Origin of the sequence: Streptomyces daghestanicus (assembly GCF_020521275.1) — a bacterium.
In the GTDB taxonomy this organism is placed as follows: domain Bacteria; phylum Actinomycetota; class Actinomycetes; order Streptomycetales; family Streptomycetaceae; genus Streptomyces; species Streptomyces griseoviridis.
Genome location: NZ_BNDX01000008.1, coordinates 1,814,639 through 1,834,408 on the forward strand (window position 1 = coordinate 1,814,639; position 19,770 = coordinate 1,834,408).

Annotated in this window: 18 protein-coding genes; 8 read left to right on the top strand and 10 right to left on the bottom strand. The window is 73.1% G+C overall.

Annotated elements, in window-relative coordinates; genetic code table 11:
* The first annotated feature begins 190 nt into the window (after nucleotides 1-190).
* Nucleotides 191-1,051, top strand: a complete 861-nt coding sequence (locus Sdagh_RS17730; protein ID WP_189421922.1) for an HAD family hydrolase — start codon at nucleotides 191-193, stop codon at nucleotides 1,049-1,051.
* Nucleotides 1,052-1,411: 360 nt separating this feature from the next.
* On the opposite strand, the gene Sdagh_RS17735 is transcribed toward Sdagh_RS17730, so the two are convergent.
* Nucleotides 1,412-2,236: a Fic family protein gene (locus Sdagh_RS17735; RefSeq protein ID WP_189421921.1), complete on the bottom strand. Its 825-nt coding sequence runs from the start codon at nucleotides 2,234-2,236 to the stop codon at nucleotides 1,412-1,414.
* Between the two features lie 22 nt (nucleotides 2,237-2,258).
* Nucleotides 2,259-3,524 carry a polysaccharide deacetylase family protein gene (locus Sdagh_RS17740; protein ID WP_190076963.1) on the bottom strand — a complete coding sequence of 422 codons (1,266 nt, stop codon included), beginning with the start codon at nucleotides 3,522-3,524 and terminating at the stop codon, nucleotides 2,259-2,261.
* A 392-nt stretch (nucleotides 3,525-3,916) separates the two neighbouring features.
* Here Sdagh_RS17740 and Sdagh_RS17745 point away from each other — a divergent pair, with 392 nt between their 5' ends.
* The 6 genes from Sdagh_RS17745 to Sdagh_RS17770 all read left to right on the top strand — a co-directional run bounded on the left by Sdagh_RS17745 (nucleotide 3,917) and on the right by Sdagh_RS17770 (nucleotide 12,006).
* Nucleotides 3,917-6,364, top strand: coding sequence for a bifunctional SulP family inorganic anion transporter/carbonic anhydrase (locus tag Sdagh_RS17745; protein ID WP_189421919.1), 2,448 nt, complete (start codon nucleotides 3,917-3,919; stop codon nucleotides 6,362-6,364).
* A 215-nt stretch (nucleotides 6,365-6,579) separates the two neighbouring features.
* Nucleotides 6,580-8,535, top strand: a complete 1,956-nt coding sequence (gene acs / locus Sdagh_RS17750) for an acetate--CoA ligase (RefSeq protein WP_189421918.1) — start codon at nucleotides 6,580-6,582, stop codon at nucleotides 8,533-8,535.
* 159 nt (nucleotides 8,536-8,694) lie between these two features.
* Complete coding sequence (gene nhaA, locus Sdagh_RS17755; protein WP_189422000.1) at nucleotides 8,695-10,137, top strand: Na+/H+ antiporter NhaA; 1,443 nt, start codon at nucleotides 8,695-8,697, stop codon at nucleotides 10,135-10,137.
* A 71-nt stretch (nucleotides 10,138-10,208) separates the two neighbouring features.
* The gene (locus tag Sdagh_RS17760; protein ID WP_189421917.1) at nucleotides 10,209-10,745 is read left to right on the top strand and encodes a phage holin family protein; all 537 of its coding nucleotides are present in this window, start codon (nucleotides 10,209-10,211) and stop codon (nucleotides 10,743-10,745) included.
* The gene (locus tag Sdagh_RS17765; protein ID WP_190076964.1) at nucleotides 10,742-11,692 is read left to right on the top strand and encodes an alpha/beta fold hydrolase; all 951 of its coding nucleotides are present in this window, start codon (nucleotides 10,742-10,744) and stop codon (nucleotides 11,690-11,692) included. Before Sdagh_RS17760 ends, Sdagh_RS17765 begins: the two co-directional genes overlap by 4 nt.
* A gap of 128 nt (nucleotides 11,693-11,820) precedes the next feature.
* Nucleotides 11,821-12,006 (top strand): hypothetical protein, encoded by a 186-nt coding sequence (locus tag Sdagh_RS17770; protein ID WP_226535281.1) that lies wholly within the window; start codon nucleotides 11,821-11,823, stop codon nucleotides 12,004-12,006.
* A 28-nt stretch (nucleotides 12,007-12,034) separates the two neighbouring features.
* Here Sdagh_RS17770 and Sdagh_RS17775 read toward each other — a convergent pair whose 3' ends face one another.
* The 3 genes from Sdagh_RS17775 to nth all read right to left on the bottom strand — a co-directional run bounded on the left by Sdagh_RS17775 (nucleotide 12,035) and on the right by nth (nucleotide 15,115).
* Nucleotides 12,035-13,234, bottom strand: a complete 1,200-nt coding sequence (locus Sdagh_RS17775; protein ID WP_189421915.1) for a MarP family serine protease — start codon at nucleotides 13,232-13,234, stop codon at nucleotides 12,035-12,037.
* A 95-nt stretch (nucleotides 13,235-13,329) separates the two neighbouring features.
* Nucleotides 13,330-14,019 (bottom strand): NUDIX hydrolase, encoded by a 690-nt coding sequence (locus tag Sdagh_RS17780; protein ID WP_189421914.1) that lies wholly within the window; start codon nucleotides 14,017-14,019, stop codon nucleotides 13,330-13,332.
* Between the two features lie 103 nt (nucleotides 14,020-14,122).
* Nucleotides 14,123-15,115: an endonuclease III gene (gene nth / locus Sdagh_RS17785; RefSeq protein WP_189421913.1), complete on the bottom strand. Its 993-nt coding sequence runs from the start codon at nucleotides 15,113-15,115 to the stop codon at nucleotides 14,123-14,125.
* Between the two features lie 312 nt (nucleotides 15,116-15,427).
* Here nth and Sdagh_RS17790 point away from each other — a divergent pair, with 312 nt between their 5' ends.
* Nucleotides 15,428-16,102: a Crp/Fnr family transcriptional regulator gene (locus Sdagh_RS17790; protein ID WP_189421912.1), complete on the top strand. Its 675-nt coding sequence runs from the start codon at nucleotides 15,428-15,430 to the stop codon at nucleotides 16,100-16,102.
* A gap of 33 nt (nucleotides 16,103-16,135) precedes the next feature.
* Here Sdagh_RS17790 and Sdagh_RS17795 read toward each other — a convergent pair whose 3' ends face one another.
* The 5 genes from Sdagh_RS17795 to sp36 all read right to left on the bottom strand — a co-directional run bounded on the left by Sdagh_RS17795 (nucleotide 16,136) and on the right by sp36 (nucleotide 19,722).
* Entirely contained in the window at nucleotides 16,136-16,969 is an 834-nt protein-coding gene (locus tag Sdagh_RS17795; protein WP_190076965.1) for an MBL fold metallo-hydrolase, read from the bottom strand.
* Nucleotides 16,966-17,919 carry an NUDIX hydrolase gene (locus Sdagh_RS17800; protein ID WP_190076966.1) on the bottom strand — a complete coding sequence of 318 codons (954 nt, stop codon included), beginning with the start codon at nucleotides 17,917-17,919 and terminating at the stop codon, nucleotides 16,966-16,968. Before Sdagh_RS17800 ends, Sdagh_RS17795 begins: the two co-directional genes overlap by 4 nt.
* A gap of 52 nt (nucleotides 17,920-17,971) precedes the next feature.
* Nucleotides 17,972-18,967, bottom strand: a complete 996-nt coding sequence (locus tag Sdagh_RS17805) for an alpha/beta fold hydrolase (RefSeq protein ID WP_189421909.1) — start codon at nucleotides 18,965-18,967, stop codon at nucleotides 17,972-17,974.
* Nucleotides 18,968-19,099: 132 nt separating this feature from the next.
* Nucleotides 19,100-19,567 (bottom strand): RidA family protein, encoded by a 468-nt coding sequence (locus Sdagh_RS17810; RefSeq protein WP_189421908.1) that lies wholly within the window; start codon nucleotides 19,565-19,567, stop codon nucleotides 19,100-19,102.
* Complete coding sequence (gene sp36, locus Sdagh_RS17815; protein ID WP_009189813.1) at nucleotides 19,564-19,722, bottom strand: Sp36 family protein; 159 nt, start codon at nucleotides 19,720-19,722, stop codon at nucleotides 19,564-19,566. Before sp36 ends, Sdagh_RS17810 begins: the two co-directional genes overlap by 4 nt.
* Between the last annotated feature and the right edge of the window lie 48 nt (nucleotides 19,723-19,770).

Consider the following 19,770-nt stretch of genomic DNA (forward strand, 5'->3'; position numbering starts at 1 on the left):
CTGGCGCCCGCCGAAAACCCACCCGGACATGCGACGACCCCCGCCGGGGGGGAGAGCGGGGGTCGTCTCCACGGCCGACTCGGGGGGGGGAGGAGTCGGGCCGGGTTAGCACGGTCGCGAACGATCCGTGACTTCCATGGTGTACCCGAGAGCCTTCTCAGGCAAACCCACACGCCCCACGGTACGCCGAATGGGGTGCGCCTATGCTCAGGGCGTGGAAAACCACTCCTCGCCCCACTCGTCACCCCGAACCGCCGCCTTCTTCGACCTGGACAAGACGGTCATTGCGAAGTCGAGCACGCTGACGTTCAGCAAGTCCTTCTACCAAGGCGGCCTGATCAACCGCAGGGCCGTCATGCGTACCGCATATGCCCAGTTCGTCTTCCTCGCGGGCGGCGCCGACCACGACCAGATGGAGCGGATGCGTACCTACCTGTCCGCGCTCTGCCGGGGGTGGAACGTCGGGCAGGTCAAGGAGCTGGTCGCCGAGACGCTGCACGACCTGATCGACCCGATCATCTACGACGAGGCCGCCTCCCTCATCGAGGAGCACCACACGGCCGGCCGTGACGTGGTGATCGTCTCCACGTCGGGCGCCGAGGTCGTCGAGCCGATCGGCGCGCTGCTCGGGGCCGACCGGGTGGTGGCCACCCGCATGGTGGTCGGCGACGACGGGTGCTTCACCGGGGAGGTGGAGTACTACGCCTACGGTCCGACGAAAGCCGAGGCGATCAGGGAACTGGCCGCCTCCGAGGGGTACGACCTCGCCCGCTGCTACGCCTACAGCGATTCGGCCACCGACCTGCCGATGCTGGAGGCGGTCGGCCGTCCGCACGCCGTGAACCCGGACCGGGCGCTGCGCCGCGAGGCACTCGCGCGCGAGTGGCCGGTCCTCGACTTCCACCGGCCGGTCCGGCTCAAGCAGCGCATCCCCGGCCTCTCCGTGCCGGCCCGTCCGGTCCTGGTCGCCGCCGCCGCGATAGGCGCCGCGGCGGCCACGGCGGGGCTGGTCTGGTACGCGGGGCGGCGGCGTGCCGCGACGGCGGCCTGACCCCGGTCCGCCCCTCCGTCGCAGGCGGTTCGCCCTGAAGTACGTAAACGTACATTTGAAGCCAAAAGTAAAGAAGTGCGGGCACCACTTCCCCTGGCCCGCCGCCCGGAGTACAAAGGACTCAACGGCCCGCGAGACCAAGGGCGTCCGAGAGGATCACCCTTACCCACGCACACGGCCCCACGGACCGAGCATGGTCATCGGGCACCCACGCGACGTCGACCCGTCGATTACGGGCCAGCCGCACCAGGTGACGGGCGAAGTTCCCGACCTGATGGGCGACACAGCGAGGACGCTTGGTAACCCGGTGAGCATGGCGGCGGCGGTACGGATGTCCGTACCGCCGCACCCCGTGTCCGGCTACGCCGCCCCGCGCTGAAGCGCCTCGCAGACGGCCGTCGACTCACGTGCCCCCAGGGCGACCGCCTCGCCGCAGTGGCTGATCCAGGCGGCCATGCCCTCCTCGGTGCCGGAGACATAGCCGTCCAGGGCAGCCAGGTAGGCGTCCCGGCCCAGCTCGGCGTGGCCGACCTCGGCGGGGCAGACCGACTTGGGGTCCAGGCCGCTGCCGACCAGGACGATCCGCTCGGCCGCGCGCGCGACCAGACCGTTGTGGGAGCCGAACGGGCGCAGCGCGAGGAGCTCGCCGTGGACCACGGCGGCCCGCACCAGCGCCGGCGCCGCACTGCCCGCGACGATCAGCCCGGCCAGCCCCTCCAGCCGGCCGTGCGCCTCCTCGGCGTCCGGCAGCGGCAGCCCGATCAGCGGCTCGTCGACCGGCTCACCGGCCTGCCGGGGGCGCCCCACCCGGTCGGCCTTGTCGGCCGCCGCCACCAGGTGCAGCCGGGCCAGCACCCGCAGCGGCGACTGCCGCCACACGGAGAGCAGTTGCCCCGCCTCGGCGGTCAGCCGCAGCGCCGCGCCCACCGTGCGCGCCTCGCCGTCGCCGCTGAAATCGGTACGGCGGCGCACCTCCTCCAGGGCCCAGTCGGCGCCGGAGAGCGCCGCCGAGCCGCGCGCGCCGCGCAGCGCCGCCTCGGAGGTGATCTCGTTGCTGCGGCGGCGCATGACCCGGTGGCCGTAGACCCGGTCCACGGCCTTGCGCACGGACTCCACGGACTCGGCCACGCCGGGCAGTGCGCCCAGGGCCGCGAGGGGATCGGCGGCCGCACCTGTCGTACTCATGAGTACGACAGTAGCCGGGCCGTCATCCCCGCTGGGCCTGCGCCCCGGGAACGCCCTTGGGGGCCGGGGCCGGGCCGGCCGACAGGTAGGACGTCCAGCCCTGCTTCGGGGCCTCGCCGACGCCGAGGCCGCGCAGCTTGCGCAGGGTGCCGGGGTCCTGGGCGTCCAGCCAGTCGGCGAGCTGCCGGAAGGAGACGCAGCGCACGTCCTTCTTGGTGCACACCTCCTCGACGACCTCCTCGACGGCGCGCATGTACGTGCCGCCGTTCCAGCTTTCGAAGTGGTTGCCGATGATCAGCGGGGCGCGGTTGCCGTCATAGGCGCGCCGGAAGCCCTGGAGGAGGCCGTCGCGCATCTGGTCGCCCCAGTACTCGTGCAGGGACGGGTCGCCCTGGGTGGTGGCGCCCGACTGGTTGACCATGAAGTTGTAGTCCATGGTGAGCTGCTCGTAGGAGTGACCGGGGAAGGGCACGAGCTGCATGGACAGGTCCCACAGGCCGTTCTTCTTCTGGGGCCAGACCTGGTTGTTGACCCCGCTGCTGTCATAGCGGAAACCCAGCTCGGCGGCGGCCTTCGTGAAGTTCTTCCGGCCCTCCAGGCAGGGGGTGCGGGCGCCGATCAGCTCCTTGTCGTAGTCGAAGGGCAGCGGCGCCGCCTTGGCCGACCCGGTGGTGCTCTTCCAGGTCTTCACGAACTGCTTGGCCTGGCGGATCTCCTCCTTCCACTCCTCGACCGACCACTCGCCGACACCGCCGTCGGCGCCGCAGAAGTGGCCGTTGAAGTGGGTGCCGATCTCGTTGCCCTCCTGCCAGGCGAGGCGGAGCTGCTCCACCGTGTCGGCGATGCTCCGCCCGTCGCCGAAGCCGATGTCGGAGCGGCCCGGGGAGTGCTGCGGCGGCCGGTACAGGTCGCGCTTCTCCTCCGGCAGCAGATAGACGCCGCTGAGGAAGTACGTCATCGTCGCGTTGTTCTTCTTGGCCACCGCGCGGAAGTGGGAGAACAGCTTCTGGCTGTCCTCGCCCGCGCCGTCCCAGGAGAACACCACGAACTGCGGCGGCTTCTGACCCGGCTTGAGCCGCTCGGGTCTGGGCAGGTGCGGCTGCGCGCCGGTGTAGGCGGTGGAGCCGTCCCCGATCAGCCGGACCGCGTTCTTCGGGGCGGCCGGGGCCTGCTTGGCCTTCGGGCCGTGCGCGCCTTCGTCGGAACCCTCCGTTCCGCAGCCGGCGAGCGACGCGGCGCAGACCGCGGCGATCACGGCGCCCGCGGCGATCCTGTGGGTGGCGGCCAATGCGCCCACCTTCTTCCTTCTCTCGGGCCACCGCCGATGGCGGCGATGTCGGGTGTGTGCCGACCGCCCGGACCGGGCCGCGCGAACCGGGCGCGCGAAGCCGTGCCGGGGGCCGCCGGCGCCGACAAGGTCGCACGGGACCGAGAAGGAATTAGTACGACAAGCCGATGAAATGACGCATTCACCCTCACGAGCGGCTTATTGCTCCATATGAGGGTAAAAACTATTCCTGGCCTTTACTTTGCATTACGATCCATTTACTCAGCGCGAGCATTACGGCGCGCTGGAGCATCCCGCCGCTGTACGCCGTGACCCACGGCCGCGACCGACCCCGCCCCGTGCGGGCCCCCCACGCAACGCGACCGCGCAGCCCCGGAGGAGACGGGAAAAACATGTCTGCCTGCGTTCCCATCCGTACCGACTCGGACCGTTCCGATCGCGTACGCCCGCCCCACAGCCCGCCGTCGGGCCCGCGCCGCTTCCGCGTCGCCGGTGCCGACGTTTCGGCCTCGATCGCGGTCTTCCTGATCGCGCTCCCCCTGTCCCTGGGCATCGCCCTCGCCACCGGCGCCCCGCTCCAGGCCGGCCTCGTCGCCGCCGCCGTGGGCGGCATCGTCGTCGGCCGGCTCGGCGGCTGCCCGCTCCAGGTCAGCGGCCCGGCCGCCGGCCTGACGGTGGTCACCGCCGATCTCATCCAGCAGTACGGATGGCGCGCGACCTGCGCCATCACCATCGTCGCCGGTTTCGCCCAACTCGGCCTCGGCTGCCTGCGCGTGGCCCGCTCGGCGCTCGCCGTCAGCCCCGCCATCGTGCACGGCATGCTGGCCGGCATCGGCGTCACCATCGCCGTCGCCCAGCTCCACATCGTCCTGGGCGGCAGCCCCCAGTCCTCCGTCCCCGCCAACCTGCGGGCGCTGCCCGCCCAGTTGGCCGGCCTGCACGCGGCCGACGTGTCGGCGAGCGCGCTGACCCTCGGGCTCCTGCTGCTCTGGCCGCGGCTGCCCGGCCGGGTCGGCAAGCTGCTGCGCGTCCTGCCGGCCCCGCTCGTCGCCGTGACCGGGGCCACCGCGGTCGCCGCCCTGCTGGGCCTGCGGCTGCCCAAGGTGGACCTGCCGTCCTGGAGCAGCCACGCCCTGGCGGCCCTGCCCGACGGACCGGTCCTCGGCGTCGTCGCCGCCGTCCTCACCATCACCCTGGTGTGCAGCGTGCAGTCGCTGCTCGGCGCGGTCGCCGTGGACAAGCTGGTCGCCGCCCGCACCGACCTGTCCGGACAGGTCGCGCGCTCCGACCTCGACCGCGAACTGCTCGGCCAGGGCGCGTCGAACATCGTCTCCGGCGCGCTCGGCGGGCTGCCCATCGCGGGCGTCGCCGTCCGCAGCACGGCCAACGTGAACGCGGGCGCGGTCAGCCGGAACTCCACGATGCTGCACGGCGTCCTCGTGGTGATCGCCACGCTGCTGCTGGTCCCGGTGCTCGAACTGATCCCGCTCGCCTCGCTCGCCGCGCTGGTCATGGCCGTCGGCATCCAGATGGTGTCGCTGAACCACATCCGCACGGTCACCCGCCACCGTGAGGTGCTGGTCTACGCGGTCACCACCGCGGGCGTCGTGCTCCTCGGCGTCCTGGAGGGTGTCGCGCTGGGCATCGCCGTCGCCGTCGGCGTCGCCCTGCACCGCCTGACCCGCACCCGGATCACCCACGACGAGGCGGACGGAGTCCACCACGTCCATGTGCGGGGCCAGTTGACGTTCCTCGCGGTGCCCCGGCTCAGCCGCGCGCTGCACCAGGTGCCGCAGGGCGTGGACACCGTCGTGGAGCTGGACGGCTCGTTCATGGACCACGCCGCCTTCGAGACGCTCCAGGACTGGCAGAAGACGCACACCGCGCGGGGCGGCTCCGTCGACGTCACCGGCCGCCGGCCCGGCACCCGCATCTCCGAACCCGCCGACGACGACGGGAACTGCCGCTGCCGCCCCTGGACGGCCTGGCGCAACCACCAGTGCGACCCCCCGCAGTCCACCTCCCCGTCCGGCGGCCCCGGGGAGACGGGCGAGGAGGCCGGCGGCCGCGCGCTCGCCCGCGGCATCAGCGTCTTCCAGCGCAACACCGCCCCGCTGGTCCGCGGTGAGCTGGCCCGGCTGGCCCGGGAAGGCCAGCAGCCCTCCCAGCTCTTCCTGACCTGCGCCGACTCCCGGCTGGTCACCTCGATGATCACCTCCAGCGGTCCCGGCGACCTCTTCACGGTGCGCAATGTGGGCAACCTCGTCCCGCTGCCCGGCGCGGAGAGCGGCGACGACTCGGTGGCCGCCGCGATCGAGTACGCCGTGGAGGTGCTCAAGGTCCGCTCCATCACCGTGTGCGGCCACTCCGGGTGCGGCGCCATGCAGGCGCTGCTCGGTTCCGAACCCGGGGGCGCGCAGACGCCGTTGAAGCGCTGGCTGCGGCACGGGCAGCCGAGCGTGGCGCGGATGACCGAGGACGACGGCTCCTGGGCCCCGCTGGCCGGGCGCCGGCCCGCCGACGCCGCCGAGCTGCTCTGTCTGACCAACGTGGTCCAGCAGCTGGAGCACCTGCGCGCTCACGAGGCCGTCGCCCGCGGCCTGCGGGAGGGCACGCTGGAGCTGCACGGCATGTACTTCCACGTGAGCGAGGCCCAGTCGTACCTGCTCACCGACGCGTCCGGTGCGGAGGTCTTCGACCCGGTACGGGAGGCGGACGACGACCCGACGGGGGGAGCGGACGACCCCGTACGGGAGGCGGACGCCCCTGGGCCGGGGGTGGACGGGCCGGCCCCGGCGGCGGGCCGCGCCACCCGGGGTGAGGCGGACCGGCCCGTCTGACCGCTGGGTGTGACCTGCGGGAAGCGGGGAAAGGCTGAACTCCGGACGCCCGGCGTCTGTGGGTACGGATGAGCCCGGGCGACACCGGGCTCCGGAGCGAGGCCCGCCCGCCAACAGGTCTACACCAATTTTCCGGACGACCCTTGTCATCGGCCAAGCCGTCTGATGAGCTGTGGCCCGGGACACAGCGGACAACCCTGAGAAAGGGAGATGTCGTGAGCAACGAAAGCCTGGCCAACCTGCTGCGTGAGAACCGCAGGTTCGCGCCGCCCGCCGACCTGGCCGCGAACGCCAACGTCACGGCAGAGGCGTACGAACAGGCCAAGGCTGACAGGCTCGGCTTCTGGGCCGAGCAGGCCCGCCGGCTGACCTGGGCGAAGGAGCCGACCGAGACGCTCGACTGGTCGAACCCGCCGTTCGCCAAGTGGTTCAAGGACGGCGAGCTGAACGTCGCGTACAACTGCGTCGACCGCCATGTCGAGGCCGGCCACGGCGACCGGGTCGCCATCCACTTCGAGGGCGAGCCCGGCGACAGCCGCGCCATCACCTACGCCCAGCTCAAGGACGAGGTCTCCAAGGCCGCCAACGCCCTGCTGGAGCTGGGTGTGCGCAAGGGCGACCGGGTCGCCGTCTACATGCCGATGATCCCGGAGACGGCGATCGCGATGCTGGCCTGCGCCCGCATCGGCGCCGCGCACTCGGTGGTCTTCGGCGGCTTCTCGGCGGACGCCCTCGCCACCCGCATCCAGGACGCCGACGCCCGGGTCGTCATCACCTCCGACGGCGGGTACCGGCGCGGCAAGCCCTCCGCGCTCAAGCCGGCCGTCGACGAGGCCGTCGAGCGCGCGGGCACCGTGGAGCACGTCCTCGTCGTCCGCCGCACCGGCCAGGACGTCGCCTGGGACGACTCCCGCGACACGTGGTGGCACGAGACCGTCGACCGGCAGTCCGCCGAGCACACGCCGGAGGCGTTCGACGCCGAGCACCCGCTGTTCATCCTGTACACGTCCGGTACGACGGGGAAGCCCAAGGGCATCCTGCACACCTCCGGCGGCTACCTGACGCAGACCGCGTACACCCACTGGGCGGTCTTCGACCTCAAGCCGGAGACCGACGTCTACTGGTGCACCGCCGACGTCGGCTGGGTCACCGGGCACTCGTACATCGTCTACGGCCCGCTGGCCAACGGCGCCACGCAGGTCATGTACGAGGGCACGCCCGACACCCCGCACCAGGGCCGCTTCTGGGAGATCGTGCAGAAGTACGGCGTCACGATCCTCTACACGGCGCCCACCGCGATCCGGACGTTCATGAAGTGGGGCGACGACATCCCCGCCAAGTTCGACCTCAGCAGCCTGCGGGTGCTGGGCTCGGTCGGCGAGCCGATCAACCCCGAGGCGTGGGTCTGGTACCGCAAGAACATCGGCGCGGACACCACCCCCGTCGTCGACACCTGGTGGCAGACCGAGACCGGCGCGATGATGATCTCCCCGCTGCCGGGCGTCACCGCGGCCAAGCCCGGCTCCGCCCAGACCCCGCTGCCCGGCATCTCCGCCACCGTCGTCGACGACGAGGCGAACGAGGTGCCGAACGGCGGGGGCGGCTACCTGGTCCTCACCGAGCCGTGGCCGTCGATGCTGCGCACCATCTGGGGCGACGACCAGCGCTTCCTCGACACGTACTGGTCCCGCTTCGAAGGCCGGTACTTCGCCGGGGACGGCGCCAAGAAGGACGACGACGGCGACATCTGGCTGCTCGGCCGGGTCGACGACGTGATGCTGGTCTCCGGGCACAACATCTCCACCACCGAGGTCGAGTCCGCCCTCGTCTCCCACCCCGCGGTCGCCGAGGCGGCCGTGGTCGGCGCCGCCGACGAGACCACCGGGCAGGCCATCGTCGCCTTCGTCATCCTGCGTGGCACGGCGGCGGAGACGGCGGAACTGGTCGGCCAGCTCCGCGACCACGTCGGCGCCGCCCTCGGCCCGATCGCCAAGCCCAAGCGCGTCCTGCCGGTCGCCGAGCTGCCCAAGACCCGCTCCGGCAAGATCATGCGCCGCCTGCTGCGCGACGTGGCGGAGAACCGCCAGCTCGGGGACGTGACCACGCTGACCGACTCCACGGTCATGGACCTCATCCAGTCCAAGCTGCCGGCGGCACCGAGCGAGGACTGACCCGTACCGCGGCGACCGCGGGGGCATCCGGCGCGCCGGGTGCCCCTGTCCGGTTAAGGTAAGAAGAACGTCAAGAACCACACGAGACCCACAACCGCACAAGAACCGCATGGGGCGCCGGGAAGTCTGGTCGGCACACGATTCGTGCTGCTCACCGACTTGCTCACCGACCGGAAAGGCCCCACCGTGTCCACGCCCCGCAAGCTCCTCGGCCGTCTCTCCTTCCCGGAGCGGACCTACCTCGCGGACGCGCTGCGCACCGAGACGGTCGGCGGCGTCCTCCTCCTCGCCGCCGCGATCGCCGCGCTGATCTGGGCGAACGTACCGGCCCTGGGTCACAGCTACGAGAACGTCAGCCACTTCCACCTCGGCCCCGCCGCCCTCGGCCTGGACCTCTCGATCGCGCACTGGGCCGCCGACGGACTGCTCGCGGTCTTCTTCTTCGTCGCCGGCATCGAGCTGAAACGCGAGCTGGTCGCCGGAGACCTGAAGGACCCGAGGGCCGCCGCGCTGCCGGTGGTGGCCGCCCTGTGCGGCATGGCCGCCCCCGCGCTCGTCTACACCCTCACCAGCACCGCCGGCGGCGGCTCCCTGGCCGGCTGGGCCGTGCCCACCGCCACCGACATCGCCTTCGCGCTGGCCGTGCTCGCCGTCATCGGCACCTCCCTGCCCAGCGCCCTGCGGGCCTTCCTGCTCACCCTCGCCGTCGTCGACGACCTGTTCGCCATCCTGATCATCGCGGTCTTCTTCACCGATTCCCTCGACTTCGCCGCGCTCGGCGGCGCGGTCGCCGGCCTCGCCGTCTTCTGGCTGCTGCTGCGCACGGGTGTACGGGGCTGGTACGTGTACGTCCCGCTGGGCCTCGTCGTCTGGGCGCTGATGTACAACAGCGGCATCCACGCCACGATCGCCGGCGTCGCCATGGGCCTGATGCTGCGCTGCCACCGCCACGAGGGTGAGGAGCGCTCCCCGGGCGAGCGGATCGAGCACCTCGTACGCCCCCTGTCGGCGGGGCTGGCAGTGCCGGTGTTCGCCCTGTTCAGCGCGGGTGTCTCCGTCTCGGGCGACGCGCTCGCGGACGTGTTCACCCGGCCGGAGACGCTCGGCGTGGTCCTCGGCCTCGTCGTCGGCAAGACGCTCGGCATCTTCGGCGGCACCTGGCTGACCGCCCGCTTCACCCGGGCCTCGCTCAGCGACGACCTGGCCTGGGCGGACGTGTTCGCGGTGGCCACCCTGGCCGGCATCGGCTTCACCGTGTCGCTGCTCATCGGCGAACTGGCCTTCGAGGGCCAGGACGTCCTGACCGGCGAGGTGAAGGCCGCCGTCCTGACCGGTTCCGTCATCGCCGCGCTGGCCGCCACGGTGCTGCTGCGGCTGCGGAACGCCAAGTACCGCGCCCTGTGGGAGACCGAGGAACGCGACGAGGACCTCAGCGGCGTCCCCGACGTGTACGAGCAGGACGACCCGGCGTACCACCTGCGGATGGCCGCCATCCACGAGCGGAAGGCGGCCGAGCACCGCAGGATCGCCCGGGAGCAGGAGGCCGCGCGGCTTGCCGAAGTGACGGGCGGGGCAGGCGAGGAGGGCGGCCGTCCGGCATGATCTGACGAGACGGTACAGAAGACAGCACCGTACGCGAAGAGTCCGCAGCGAAGCACAAGAGGGAGACCGCGATGAGCGCACCCGACGGCAGCCCGGTCGGCAGCGAACGCAGCATCGGCCAGCTGTTCGCCTCGGCGACCACCGAAATGTCGGCGCTCGTGCACGACGAGATCGCCCTGGCCAAGGCGCAGCTCAAGCAGGACGTCAAGCGCGGCGCCACCAGTGGCGGCGCGTTCTCCCTGGCGGGCGCCCTGCTGATGTTCTCGCTCCCGATGCTGAACTTCGCCCTGGCCTACGGCATCCGCACCTGGAGCCACTGGAACCTCGCGATCTGCTTCCTGCTCTCCTTCGCGGCGAACGTGCTCGTCGCCGTCGTCCTCGCGCTGATCGGCGTGGTCTTCGCGAAGAAGGCGAAGAAGGGCAAGGGCCCGCAGAAGGTGGCCGCTTCCGTCAAGCGGTCCGCGGGCGTCCTGCAGAACGCGAAGCCGCACCCGCGTCCCGAACCGGCCGAGCCGGGCGCCGCGGACGGGGCCAGGGCCCTGGGCAAGGGCCGGGCCGCGGACCGGTCCCCCGCGGCCGTCGAGGCTGTGGCACGCTCGTCCTCATGACGGACCCCGCCCCTCCCCCGGCGCAGCCTGCCTCCCCCGTACTGCCGGCCCTGCCGGACGGACGCGAGGTGACCCACCGTGACGTCGCCGCCAACGGCGCCCGGTTCCACATCGCCGAGCTGGGTGACGGGCCGCTGGTGCTGCTGCTCCACGGTTTCCCGCAGTTCTGGTGGACCTGGCGGCACCAGCTCGGCGCGCTCGCCGACGCGGGCTTCCGCGCGGTCGCGATGGATCTGCGCGGCGTCGGCGGCAGCGACCGCACCCCGCGCGGCTACGACCCCGCCGGTCTGGCCCTGGACATCACCGGCGTGATCCGCTCGCTCGGCGAGCCGGACGCCGCGCTGGTCGGCCACGACCTCGGCGGCTATCTGGCGTGGACGGCCGCCACGATGCGCCCCAAGCTGGTCCGGCGGCTCGCGGTGGCCTCGATGCCGCATCCGCGCCGCTGGCGCTCGGCGATGCTGCGGGACGCCCGGCAGACCCGCGCCAACTCCTACATCTGGGGCTTCCAGCGCCCCTGGATCCCCGAGCGGCAGCTCACCGCCGACGGCGGCGCGCTGGTCGGGAAGCTGATCCGGGAGTGGTCCGGGCCCCGCCCGCCGGAGGACGACGCGGTGGAGGTCTACCGCCGCGCCCTGTGCGTCCCGTCCACGGCGCACTGCTCGATCGAGCCGTACCGCTGGATGGTGCGCTCCCTGGCCCGGCCCGACGGCATCCAGTTCAACCGGCGCATGAAGCGGCCGGTGCGGGTGCCGACGCTGCATCTGCACGGCTCGCTCGACCCGGTGACGCGCACCCGGAGCGCGGCCGGTTCCGGGGAGTACGTCGAAGCCCCCTACCGCTGGCGGCTGTTCGACGGGCTCGGCCACTTCCCCCACGAGGAAGACCCGGTCGCTTTCTCCACCGAACTGATCAATTGGCTGAAGGACCCCGAACCCGATCGGTGACCGAAGCGACGCGCCCGGTGCCCCGGACCGGGCCCCGCGTTCCCCGGACGGCCACATGCCCGCCGCATAGGCCAATTGGACGTCTCCTGAGCGGTTATGGACCTTGGGGCGGGGGCACACGTCGGGGTATGGGCTGGACGCACGACTACAGTGACGCACCACGCACCCGCCGCTCCACGAGCGGTCCGAGCCCCCACCAGCTAGGCGGCGCCCCGCCCATGCCGGGCACGGAGCTGAGGGTGGTGGGGATTCCGCGTATCCTGCGCCGCCGCGCCCGCTGGGTCTCCGTGCGCCTGCGCCACTCCCGCGACTGAGCCGCCGCCGGGCCCGCAGGCCGGTCGGTCACAGCGCGCAGCTGTCGCTGTCCACCTGCTGGTTGGCGGTCCGTCCCTGGGCGATGTCCTGCTGGATCTCGTCCACGGTGAGCGCGTACCCGGTGTCCGGGTCGTCGAGGGACTTGGCGAACACCACCCCGTAGACCTCGCCGTCCGGGGTGAGCAGCGGTCCGCCCGAGTTGCCCTGACGCACGGTCGCGTAGAGCGAGTAGACGTCGCGGCCGACGGTGCCCCGGTGGTAGATGTCCGGCCCCTTGGCCGTGATGCGCCCGCGCAGCCGCGCCGCCCGGACGTCGTACGACCCGTTCTCCGGGAAACCGGCCACGATGGCGCCCTCGTTGACCCGCGCGTCCTCCTCGGCGAACCGCAGCACCGGCGCCCGCAGGTCCGGCACATCGAGGACGGCGATGTCGCGCCGCCAGTCGTAGAGGACGACCGTCGCGTCGTACGTGCGGCCCTCGCCGCCTATCTGGACGGTGGGCTCGTCGACGCCGCCCACGACGTGCGCGTTGGTCATCACGCGGCGCTCGCCGAAGACGAAGCCGGTGCCCTCCAGCACCTTGCCGCACCCGGTGGCGGTGCCGACGACCTTGACGATGGAGCGCTGGGCGCGCACCGCGACGGCGCTCCGGGCGAGCGCCGGGTCGGGCGGGTCGACGTCGGCGATCGGCTCGTCGGAGAACGGGCTGAAGACCTGCGGGAAGCCGTTCTGCGCGAGGATGGAGGAGAAGTCGGTGAACCAGCCGTCGGCCCGCTGGGGCAGCGCCTCGGCGACGCCGGTGAGCACCTTGGAGTCGCGCACCGCCCGGCCCAGGGTCGGCAGGGTGGTGCCGGCGACGGCCGAGCCGATCAGCCAGGCGACCAGCAGCATGGCGATGACGTTGACCAGGGCGCCGCCGGTGGCGTCCAGGGCGCGCGCCGGCGACCAGGTGATGTGCCGGCGCAGCTTGCTGCCGAGATGGGTGGTGAGGGCCTGCCCGACCGAGGCGCAGACGATGACGACGACGACCGCGACGACCGCGGCCGTGGTCTGCACCTCCGCGTTGTCCGTCAGCAGGTCCCAGACGACGGGCAGCAGGTAGACGGCGGCCAGGCCGCCGCCGAGGAAACCGATCACCGACAGGATGCCGACGACGAAGCCCTGGCGGAAGCCGACGACGGCGAACCAGACGGCGGCGACCAGCAACAGGATGTCCAGCACGTTCACCGCTTCTTAGCCTCGCCTCGTCGATCCGCTCACTTCGGCCCGCTCGCGGGCCCGGGGCGCGTCCCCCCGGTGGGCACGGCACGGCGCCCACCCTGTCATGCGCGCCAGTCCAGCGGGACCTCCCGGCCGCGGTCCCAGGGCCGCTCCCAGCCCGCGAAGTGCAGCAGCCGGTCGATGATGCCGGCCGTGAACCCCCACACCAGGGCCGATTCGACCAGGAACGCCGGACCCCGGTGGCCGCTGGGGTGGACGGTGGTGGCCCGGTTGGCGGGGTCCGTGAGATCGGCCACGGGGACCGTGAAGACCCGGGCCGTCTCGCCCGGATCGACGACCCCGACCGGGCTGGGCTCACGCCACCAGGCCAGGACGGGCGTGACGACGAAACCGCTGACGGGGATGTACAGCTTCGGCAGCACGCCGAAGAGGCGCACGCCGGCCGGGTCGAGCCCGGTCTCCTCCTCGGCCTCGCGCAGGGCGGCGCGCAGCGGGCCGTCGCCCAGCGGGTCGCCGTCCTCGGGGTCGAGCGCGCCGCCCGGGAAGGCGGGCTGTCCGGCGTGCGAGCGCAGCGAACCGGCGCGCTCCATCAGCAGCAGCTCGGGCCCGCGCTCTCCCTCCCCGAAGAGGACCAGCACGGCCGACTGCCGTCCGCCGCCGTCCTTGGGGGGCAGGAACCGGCTCAGCTCGGAAGGCCGTACGGTGTCCACCGCCCGCGCCACCGGCTCCAGCCAGGCGGGCAGGCCGGCCCGGTCGAGCGCGACCTCCCGCATGTCGCTCGCACGCGTCATCGCCACCCCCGTTCTGTCGTGTCCAACGCCCGGTGTCCCCGAGATCGTTCCGCCGTCCGGGCGCCGGTATGCGCGGCGTCCCGCCCGGCCGGGGCGTGCGGCATCAGGAACGCCCCAGGGGCGGCGCCGGCGTGCCGCCCGCGTCCAGGTACGCCCGCGGCGGGTTGAGCCGCTGTCCGGGGAAGCCGCCCTTCTCGTACTTGAGCAGCTTCTTCGCCTTCTCGGGGTCGGTCTCGCCCTCGCCGTACGCCGGGCAGAGCGGGGCGATGGGGCAGGCGCCGCAGGCGGGCTTGCGGGCGTGGCAGATCCGGCGGCCGTGCCAGATGACGTGGTGGGAGAGGTCCGTCCAGGCGCTCTTGGGGAACAGGGCGCCGACCGCGGCCTCGATCTTGTCGGGGTCGGTCTCGGTGGTCCACTGCCAGCGGTGCACCAGGCGCTGGAAGTGGGTGTCGACGGTGATGCCGGGGCGCCCGAACGCGTTGCCGAGGACGACGAAGGCGGTCTTGCGGCCGACGCCGGGCAGCTTGACCAGGTCTTCCAGGCGGCCGGGGACCTCACCGCCGAACTCCTCCGCGAGCGCCTTGGACAGCCCTATGACCGACCGGGTCTTGGCCCGGAAGAAGCCGGTCGGGCGGAGGATCTCCTCGACCTCCTCCGGGTTGGCGGCGGCCAGGTCCTCGGGGGTGGGGTACTTGGCGAAGAGGGCCGGGGTGGTCTGGTTGACCCGCAGGTCGGTGGTCTGGGCGGACAGGACCGTGGCGACCAGGAGCTGGAAGGGGTTCTCGAAGTCCAGCTCGGGGTGGGCGTACGGGTAGACCTCCGCCAGCTCGCGGTCGATGCGGCGGGCGCGGCGGACCAGCGCGGTACGGGACTCCTCGCGCGGCGAGGTCGCGGCGACGCTCTTCGCGGGGCCCGCGCCCTTGACGGTGGCGGTGGCCTTCTCCGGGGCGACGACGGGCTTCCTGGCGACCGGCTTCCTGGCGGCGGGCTTCTTCGCCGCCGGCTTGCTGGCGGCGGGCTTCTCGGCGGCGGTCTCCCCCGCCTCGGGTTCGCCGGCGGCCTTCCCGGCGGCCGTCTCGCCGCGGAGCGTTTTCATGGTTTTCCTACCGCCATCGGGGCTCTGTTCGCCCACAGCGGAATCACGACGTGCAGCCACCTGCCCAGCCCCCTCGGCCTGCGCTCTCACCGGCGATTTGGACACCCGGCCAGCCTACGGCCCGGCACCGACAACCGCCCCGGGCCCCGAAGATCGGCGCCCGATTGGACCCCTGCCGCGTACCCCGGGACACCAGTGCGGCATCCTTGTGACAGATCACACTGTTTGGACCGTCCCGCACAATGGGCACCTCGGTCCCCTGGAACCACCGGGGAGAAAGCTCCCCTGAGCAGGTCGAATAGGAGAGAACTCGTGGACGACGTTCTGCGGCGCAACCCGCTCTTCGCGGCGCTCGACGACGAGCAGGCCGCCGAGCTGCGCGCCTCCATGAGTGAGGTGACCCTCGCTCGCGGTGACTCGCTGTTCCACGAGGGGGACCCGGGCGACCGCCTGTACGTGGTCACCGAGGGCAAGGTCAAGCTGCACCGCACCTCGCCCGACGGCCGCGAGAACATGCTGGCCGTCGTGGGCCCCGGCGAGCTGATCGGCGAGCTGTCGCTGTTCGACCCGGGTCCGCGCACGGCGACCGCCACCGCACTGACCGAGGTCAAGCTGCTGGGCCTCGGCCACGGCGACCTCCAGCCCTGGCTGAACGTGCGGCCGGAGGTGGCCACCGCGCTGCTGCGCGCCGTCGCCCGTCGGCTGCGCAAGACCAACGACGCCATGTCCGACCTGGTCTTCTCCGACGTCCCGGGCCGCGTCGCCCGCGCCCTGCTGGACCTGTCCCGCCGGTTCGGCGTGCAGTCCGAGGAGGGCATCCACGTCGTGCACGACCTCACGCAGGAGGAGCTGGCCCAGCTGGTCGGCGCGTCCCGCGAGACGGTCAACAAGGCGCTGGCCGACTTCGCCCAGCGCGGCTGGCTCCGCCTGGAGGCCCGCGCGGTGATCCTGCTGGACGTGGAGCGGCTCGCCAAGCGCTCCCGCTGAGCCCGGCCCGGCCCCACCACCCCCGGCGCGGGCTCAGCGGATGAGCCCGTGCTCCTCCAGGTACTCCAGCTGCGCCCGTACCGACAGCTCCGCCGCCGGCCACAGGGAGCGGTCGACGTCCGCGTAGACGTGGGCGACGACCTCGGCGGGCGTCCGGTAGCCGTCCTCGACCGCCGTCTCCACCTGGGCGAGGCGGTGGGCGCGGTGGGCGAGGTAGTACTCCACGGCCCCCTGGGCGTCCTCCAGGACCGGCCCGTGTCCCGGCAGCACCGTGCGCACCCCGTCGTCGACCGTGAGCGACCTGAGCCGCCGCAGCGAGTCCAGGTAGTCGCCGAGCCGGCCGTCGGGATGGGCGACGACGGTCGTGCCGCGCCCCAGCACCGTGTCCCCGGTCAGCACCGCCCGGTCGGCGGGCAGGTGGAAGCTGAGCGAGTCGGCGGTGTGCCCCGGCGTCGGTACGACCCTCAGCTCCAGGCCGCCGACCGTCACCACGTCCCCGGCGCCCAGCCCCTCGTCGCCCAGCCGCAGCGCCGGGTCCAGCGCCCGCACCCGCGTCCCCGTCAGCTCGGCGAAGCGGGCGGCGCCCTCGGCGTGGTCGGGGTGCCCGTGGGTCAGCAGCGTCAGGGCGACGCGCCGGCCGGCCCGCCCGGCGGTGTCCACGACGTGCCGCAGGTGCCCGTCGTCCAGCGGGCCCGGGTCGATCACCACGGCCAGCTCGGAGTCCGGCTCGGCGACGATCCAGGTGTTGGTGCCGTCCAGGGTCATCGGCGAGGCGTTGGGCGCGAGGACGTTGACGGCCCGCGCGGTGGCGGGCCCGCTCAGCGCCCCGCCGCGCGGCTGTCCGGGCAGGGCGGTCGCGTCGGTCATGCGGGAAGTCCCCCGGTCCGGTCGGTGGTGGCCGGAACGGCCCGGTCCGTAGTGGTGGCCGGAACGGCCCGGTCCGTGGTGGTGGCCGGAACGGCCCGGCCGGTGGTCGGTACGTGTCTGGTGAACTCCTCGTGCCCCGGCCACGACAGCACCAGCTCGCCGCGTTCCATGCGGGCCCGCGCCAGCACCGGCGTCAGGTCCCGGCCGGCCGCGCCCGCCAGCACCTGCGCCACCGTGCCGTACGGCGTCAGCGCCCGCAGCGTCGCGATCGTCGGCGGCATCATCAGCAGCTCGCCCCGGTCGTACCCGGCGGCGGCCTCGGCCGGGGTGGTCCACACCGTGCGGTCGGCCTCCGTGGAGGCGTTGCGGGTGCGCTGCCCCTCGGGGAGGGCCGCCACGAAGAACCAGGTGTCGTAGCGCCGGGCCTCGAACTCCGGGGTGATCCAGCGCGCCCACGGGCCCAGCAGATCGGAGCGCAGGACGAGTCCTCTCCGGTCCAGGAACTCCGCGAAGGACAGCTCCCGGGCGACCAGCGCGGCACGGTCGGCCTCCCAGCCGTCACCGGTGGTGTCCCCGACGACGGACTCCGGGTCCGGCCCGGCGAGGAGGACGCCCGCCTCCTCGTACGTCTCCCGGACGGCCGCGCAGACGATGGCCTGCGCGGCGCTCTCCGCGACGCCGAGCCGCTCGGCCCACCAGGCGCGCGAGGGGCCCGCCCAGCCGACCGCGCGGTCGTCGTCGCGCGGGTCGACGCCGCCGCCCGGGTAGGCGTACGCGCCGCCCGCGAACGCCATGGAGGTGCTGCGGCGCAGCAGGTGGACGGCCGGCCCCGGGTCCCTCAGCAGCAGCACGGTGGCCGCGCGTCTGGGGACGACGGGGGTGAGGGTGCCGTCCGCCAGCGCGCGGATGCGGTCCGGCCACTCCGGTGGGTACCACTGCCCGTTCACCATGGCCGGAGGCTATCCGGTGACCGGCGGATGTTCGAGTGGCCGGGATGTCCGGTCAGGCGGGCAGCGCGGCCAGCCAGTCGGTCAGCAGCCGGTTGGTGTCCTCGGGGCGTTCCTGCTGGAGCCAGTGGCCGCAGCCGTCCAGCAGGTGCGACGCGGTCAGACCGGGCAGGGTGGCGGGGTAGGCGGCGATGGCGTCGGACAGCCAGGTGGTGGAGGCGTCCAGGGCGCCGCCGAGGAAGAGGGCGGGCTGCTTCACGGGGGCGCCGTGGTGGGCGGCGAGGTCGGCCCAGTCGCGGTCCATGTTCCGGTACCGGTTCAGGGCGCCGGTCAGACCGGTCCGTTCGAACTCCCCGGCGTACACGTCGAGGTCCTCCTCGGTGAGCCAGGACGGCAGCCGGCCGGCCGGGAAGCGCTCGCGCAGGGTGCCGCCGCGGGACACGAAGTGCGGGTCGGGGGCGCCGGGTCCGGGCTGGGTGCCGGCGGACAGGGCGGCGTAGAAACCGGCGAGCCAGCCGCGTACGTCGGGCTCGATCTCGGCCTCGGCGCGGCCGGGCTCCTGGAAGTACGAGACGTAGAACTCCTGCTCCGCGTCGGGGCCGCCCATCGCGGCGAAGACCTCGCTCGGCCGCGGGCCGCCCGGCGGGGTGTACGGAACGCTCAGCAGGCCGACCGCGCGGAAGACGTCGGGCCGCAGCAGCGCGGAGGTCGCGGCGACGGTCGCGCCCCAGTCGTGGCCGACGATCACCGCCTCGCGCTCGCCGAGCGCCTCGACGACGGCGACGTTGTCCGCCACCAGGTCGAGCATCCGGTACGCGGCCGGATCGGCGGGCCGGGAGGAGCGGCCGTAGCCGCGTACGTCGAGGGCGGCGGCGCGGTACCCGGCGGCGGCCAGGGCGGGCAGCTGGCGGCGCCAGGAGTACCAGGACTCGGGGAAGCCGTGCACCAGCAGGACCAGCGGGCCGCTGCCCTGCTCGACGAGGTGCACCCGGCCGGCCGGGCCGGGCACCAGACGATGGGCGGGGGCGGTGGTCGGACGGGGCTGGGTCATGGTGCCTCCCGGGCGCTGGGTGTCGTCCGGGTGCCCGCTCGGTTCCGTACGGGCACCCGCCGACGATCCTGGGCCGCCCGGTGCGCCGGGGGCGAGGTCCGTTGCCGATCCGGCAACATCCCGGCCCCGGGGTCAGGACCCGGTCAGCTCGACCTGGATCTCGACCTCGACGGGCGCGTCCATCGGCAGCACCGCGACGCCGACCGCGCTGCGGGCGTGGACGCCCTTGTCGCCGAGGACCTCGCCGAGCAGCTCACTGGCGCCGTTGAGCACGGCGGGCTGCCCGGTGAAGTCGGGGGCGGAGGCGACGAAGCCGACGACCTTCACGACCCGCGCGACGCGGTCGAGGTCGCCGGTGACGGACTTCACGGCGGCCAGCGCGTTCAGCGCGCAGATCCGCGCCAGCTCCTTGGCCTCCTCGGGCGTGACCTCGCCGCCGACCTTGCCGCTCATCGGCAGCGCGCCGTCGACCATCGGGAGCTGGCCGGCGGTGAAGACATACGCGCCGGAGCGCACGGCCGGCTGGTAGGCGGCCAGCGGGGGAACGACCTCCGGCAGCGTGATGCCCAGCTCGGCGAGGCGCGCCTCGACCGCGCTCACGCCTGCTTCTCCCGCTTCAGGTAGGCCACGAGCTGCTCCGGGTTCGGCCCCGGCACGACCTGGACGAGCTCCCAGCCGTCCTCGCCCCAGGTGTCCAGGATCTGCTTCGTGGCGTGGACGAGCAGCGGTACGGTCGCGTATTCCCACTTGGTCATGGGGCGACTGTATCCGCTGTTGTCCACAGCCCTCCGCGTAGCCCGGGC

What these genes read in the sequence shown, in the direction of transcription:
- Sdagh_RS17805 (WP_189421909.1), bottom strand. Translation starts at nt 18,967, where the DNA reads ATGACCCAGCCCCGTCCGACCACCGCCCCCGCCCATCGTCTGGTGCCC.
- Sdagh_RS17770 (WP_226535281.1), top strand. Translation starts at nt 11,821, where the DNA reads ATGGGCTGGACGCACGACTACAGTGACGCACCACGCACCCGCCGCTCC.
- Sdagh_RS17730 (WP_189421922.1), top strand. Translation starts at nt 191, where the DNA reads ATGGGGTGCGCCTATGCTCAGGGCGTGGAAAACCACTCCTCGCCCCAC.
- Sdagh_RS17735 (WP_189421921.1), bottom strand. Translation starts at nt 2,236, where the DNA reads ATGAGTACGACAGGTGCGGCCGCCGATCCCCTCGCGGCCCTGGGCGCA.
- nth (WP_189421913.1), bottom strand. Translation starts at nt 15,115, where the DNA reads ATGAAAACGCTCCGCGGCGAGACGGCCGCCGGGAAGGCCGCCGGCGAA.
- Sdagh_RS17765 (WP_190076964.1), top strand. Translation starts at nt 10,742, where the DNA reads ATGACGGACCCCGCCCCTCCCCCGGCGCAGCCTGCCTCCCCCGTACTG.
- Sdagh_RS17800 (WP_190076966.1), bottom strand. Translation starts at nt 17,919, where the DNA reads ATGGTGAACGGGCAGTGGTACCCACCGGAGTGGCCGGACCGCATCCGC.
- Sdagh_RS17795 (WP_190076965.1), bottom strand. Translation starts at nt 16,969, where the DNA reads ATGACCGACGCGACCGCCCTGCCCGGACAGCCGCGCGGCGGGGCGCTG.
- Sdagh_RS17780 (WP_189421914.1), bottom strand. Translation starts at nt 14,019, where the DNA reads ATGACGCGTGCGAGCGACATGCGGGAGGTCGCGCTCGACCGGGCCGGC.
- sp36 (WP_009189813.1), bottom strand. Translation starts at nt 19,722, where the DNA reads ATGACCAAGTGGGAATACGCGACCGTACCGCTGCTCGTCCACGCCACG.
- Sdagh_RS17760 (WP_189421917.1), top strand. Translation starts at nt 10,209, where the DNA reads ATGAGCGCACCCGACGGCAGCCCGGTCGGCAGCGAACGCAGCATCGGC.
- Sdagh_RS17745 (WP_189421919.1), top strand. Translation starts at nt 3,917, where the DNA reads ATGTCTGCCTGCGTTCCCATCCGTACCGACTCGGACCGTTCCGATCGC.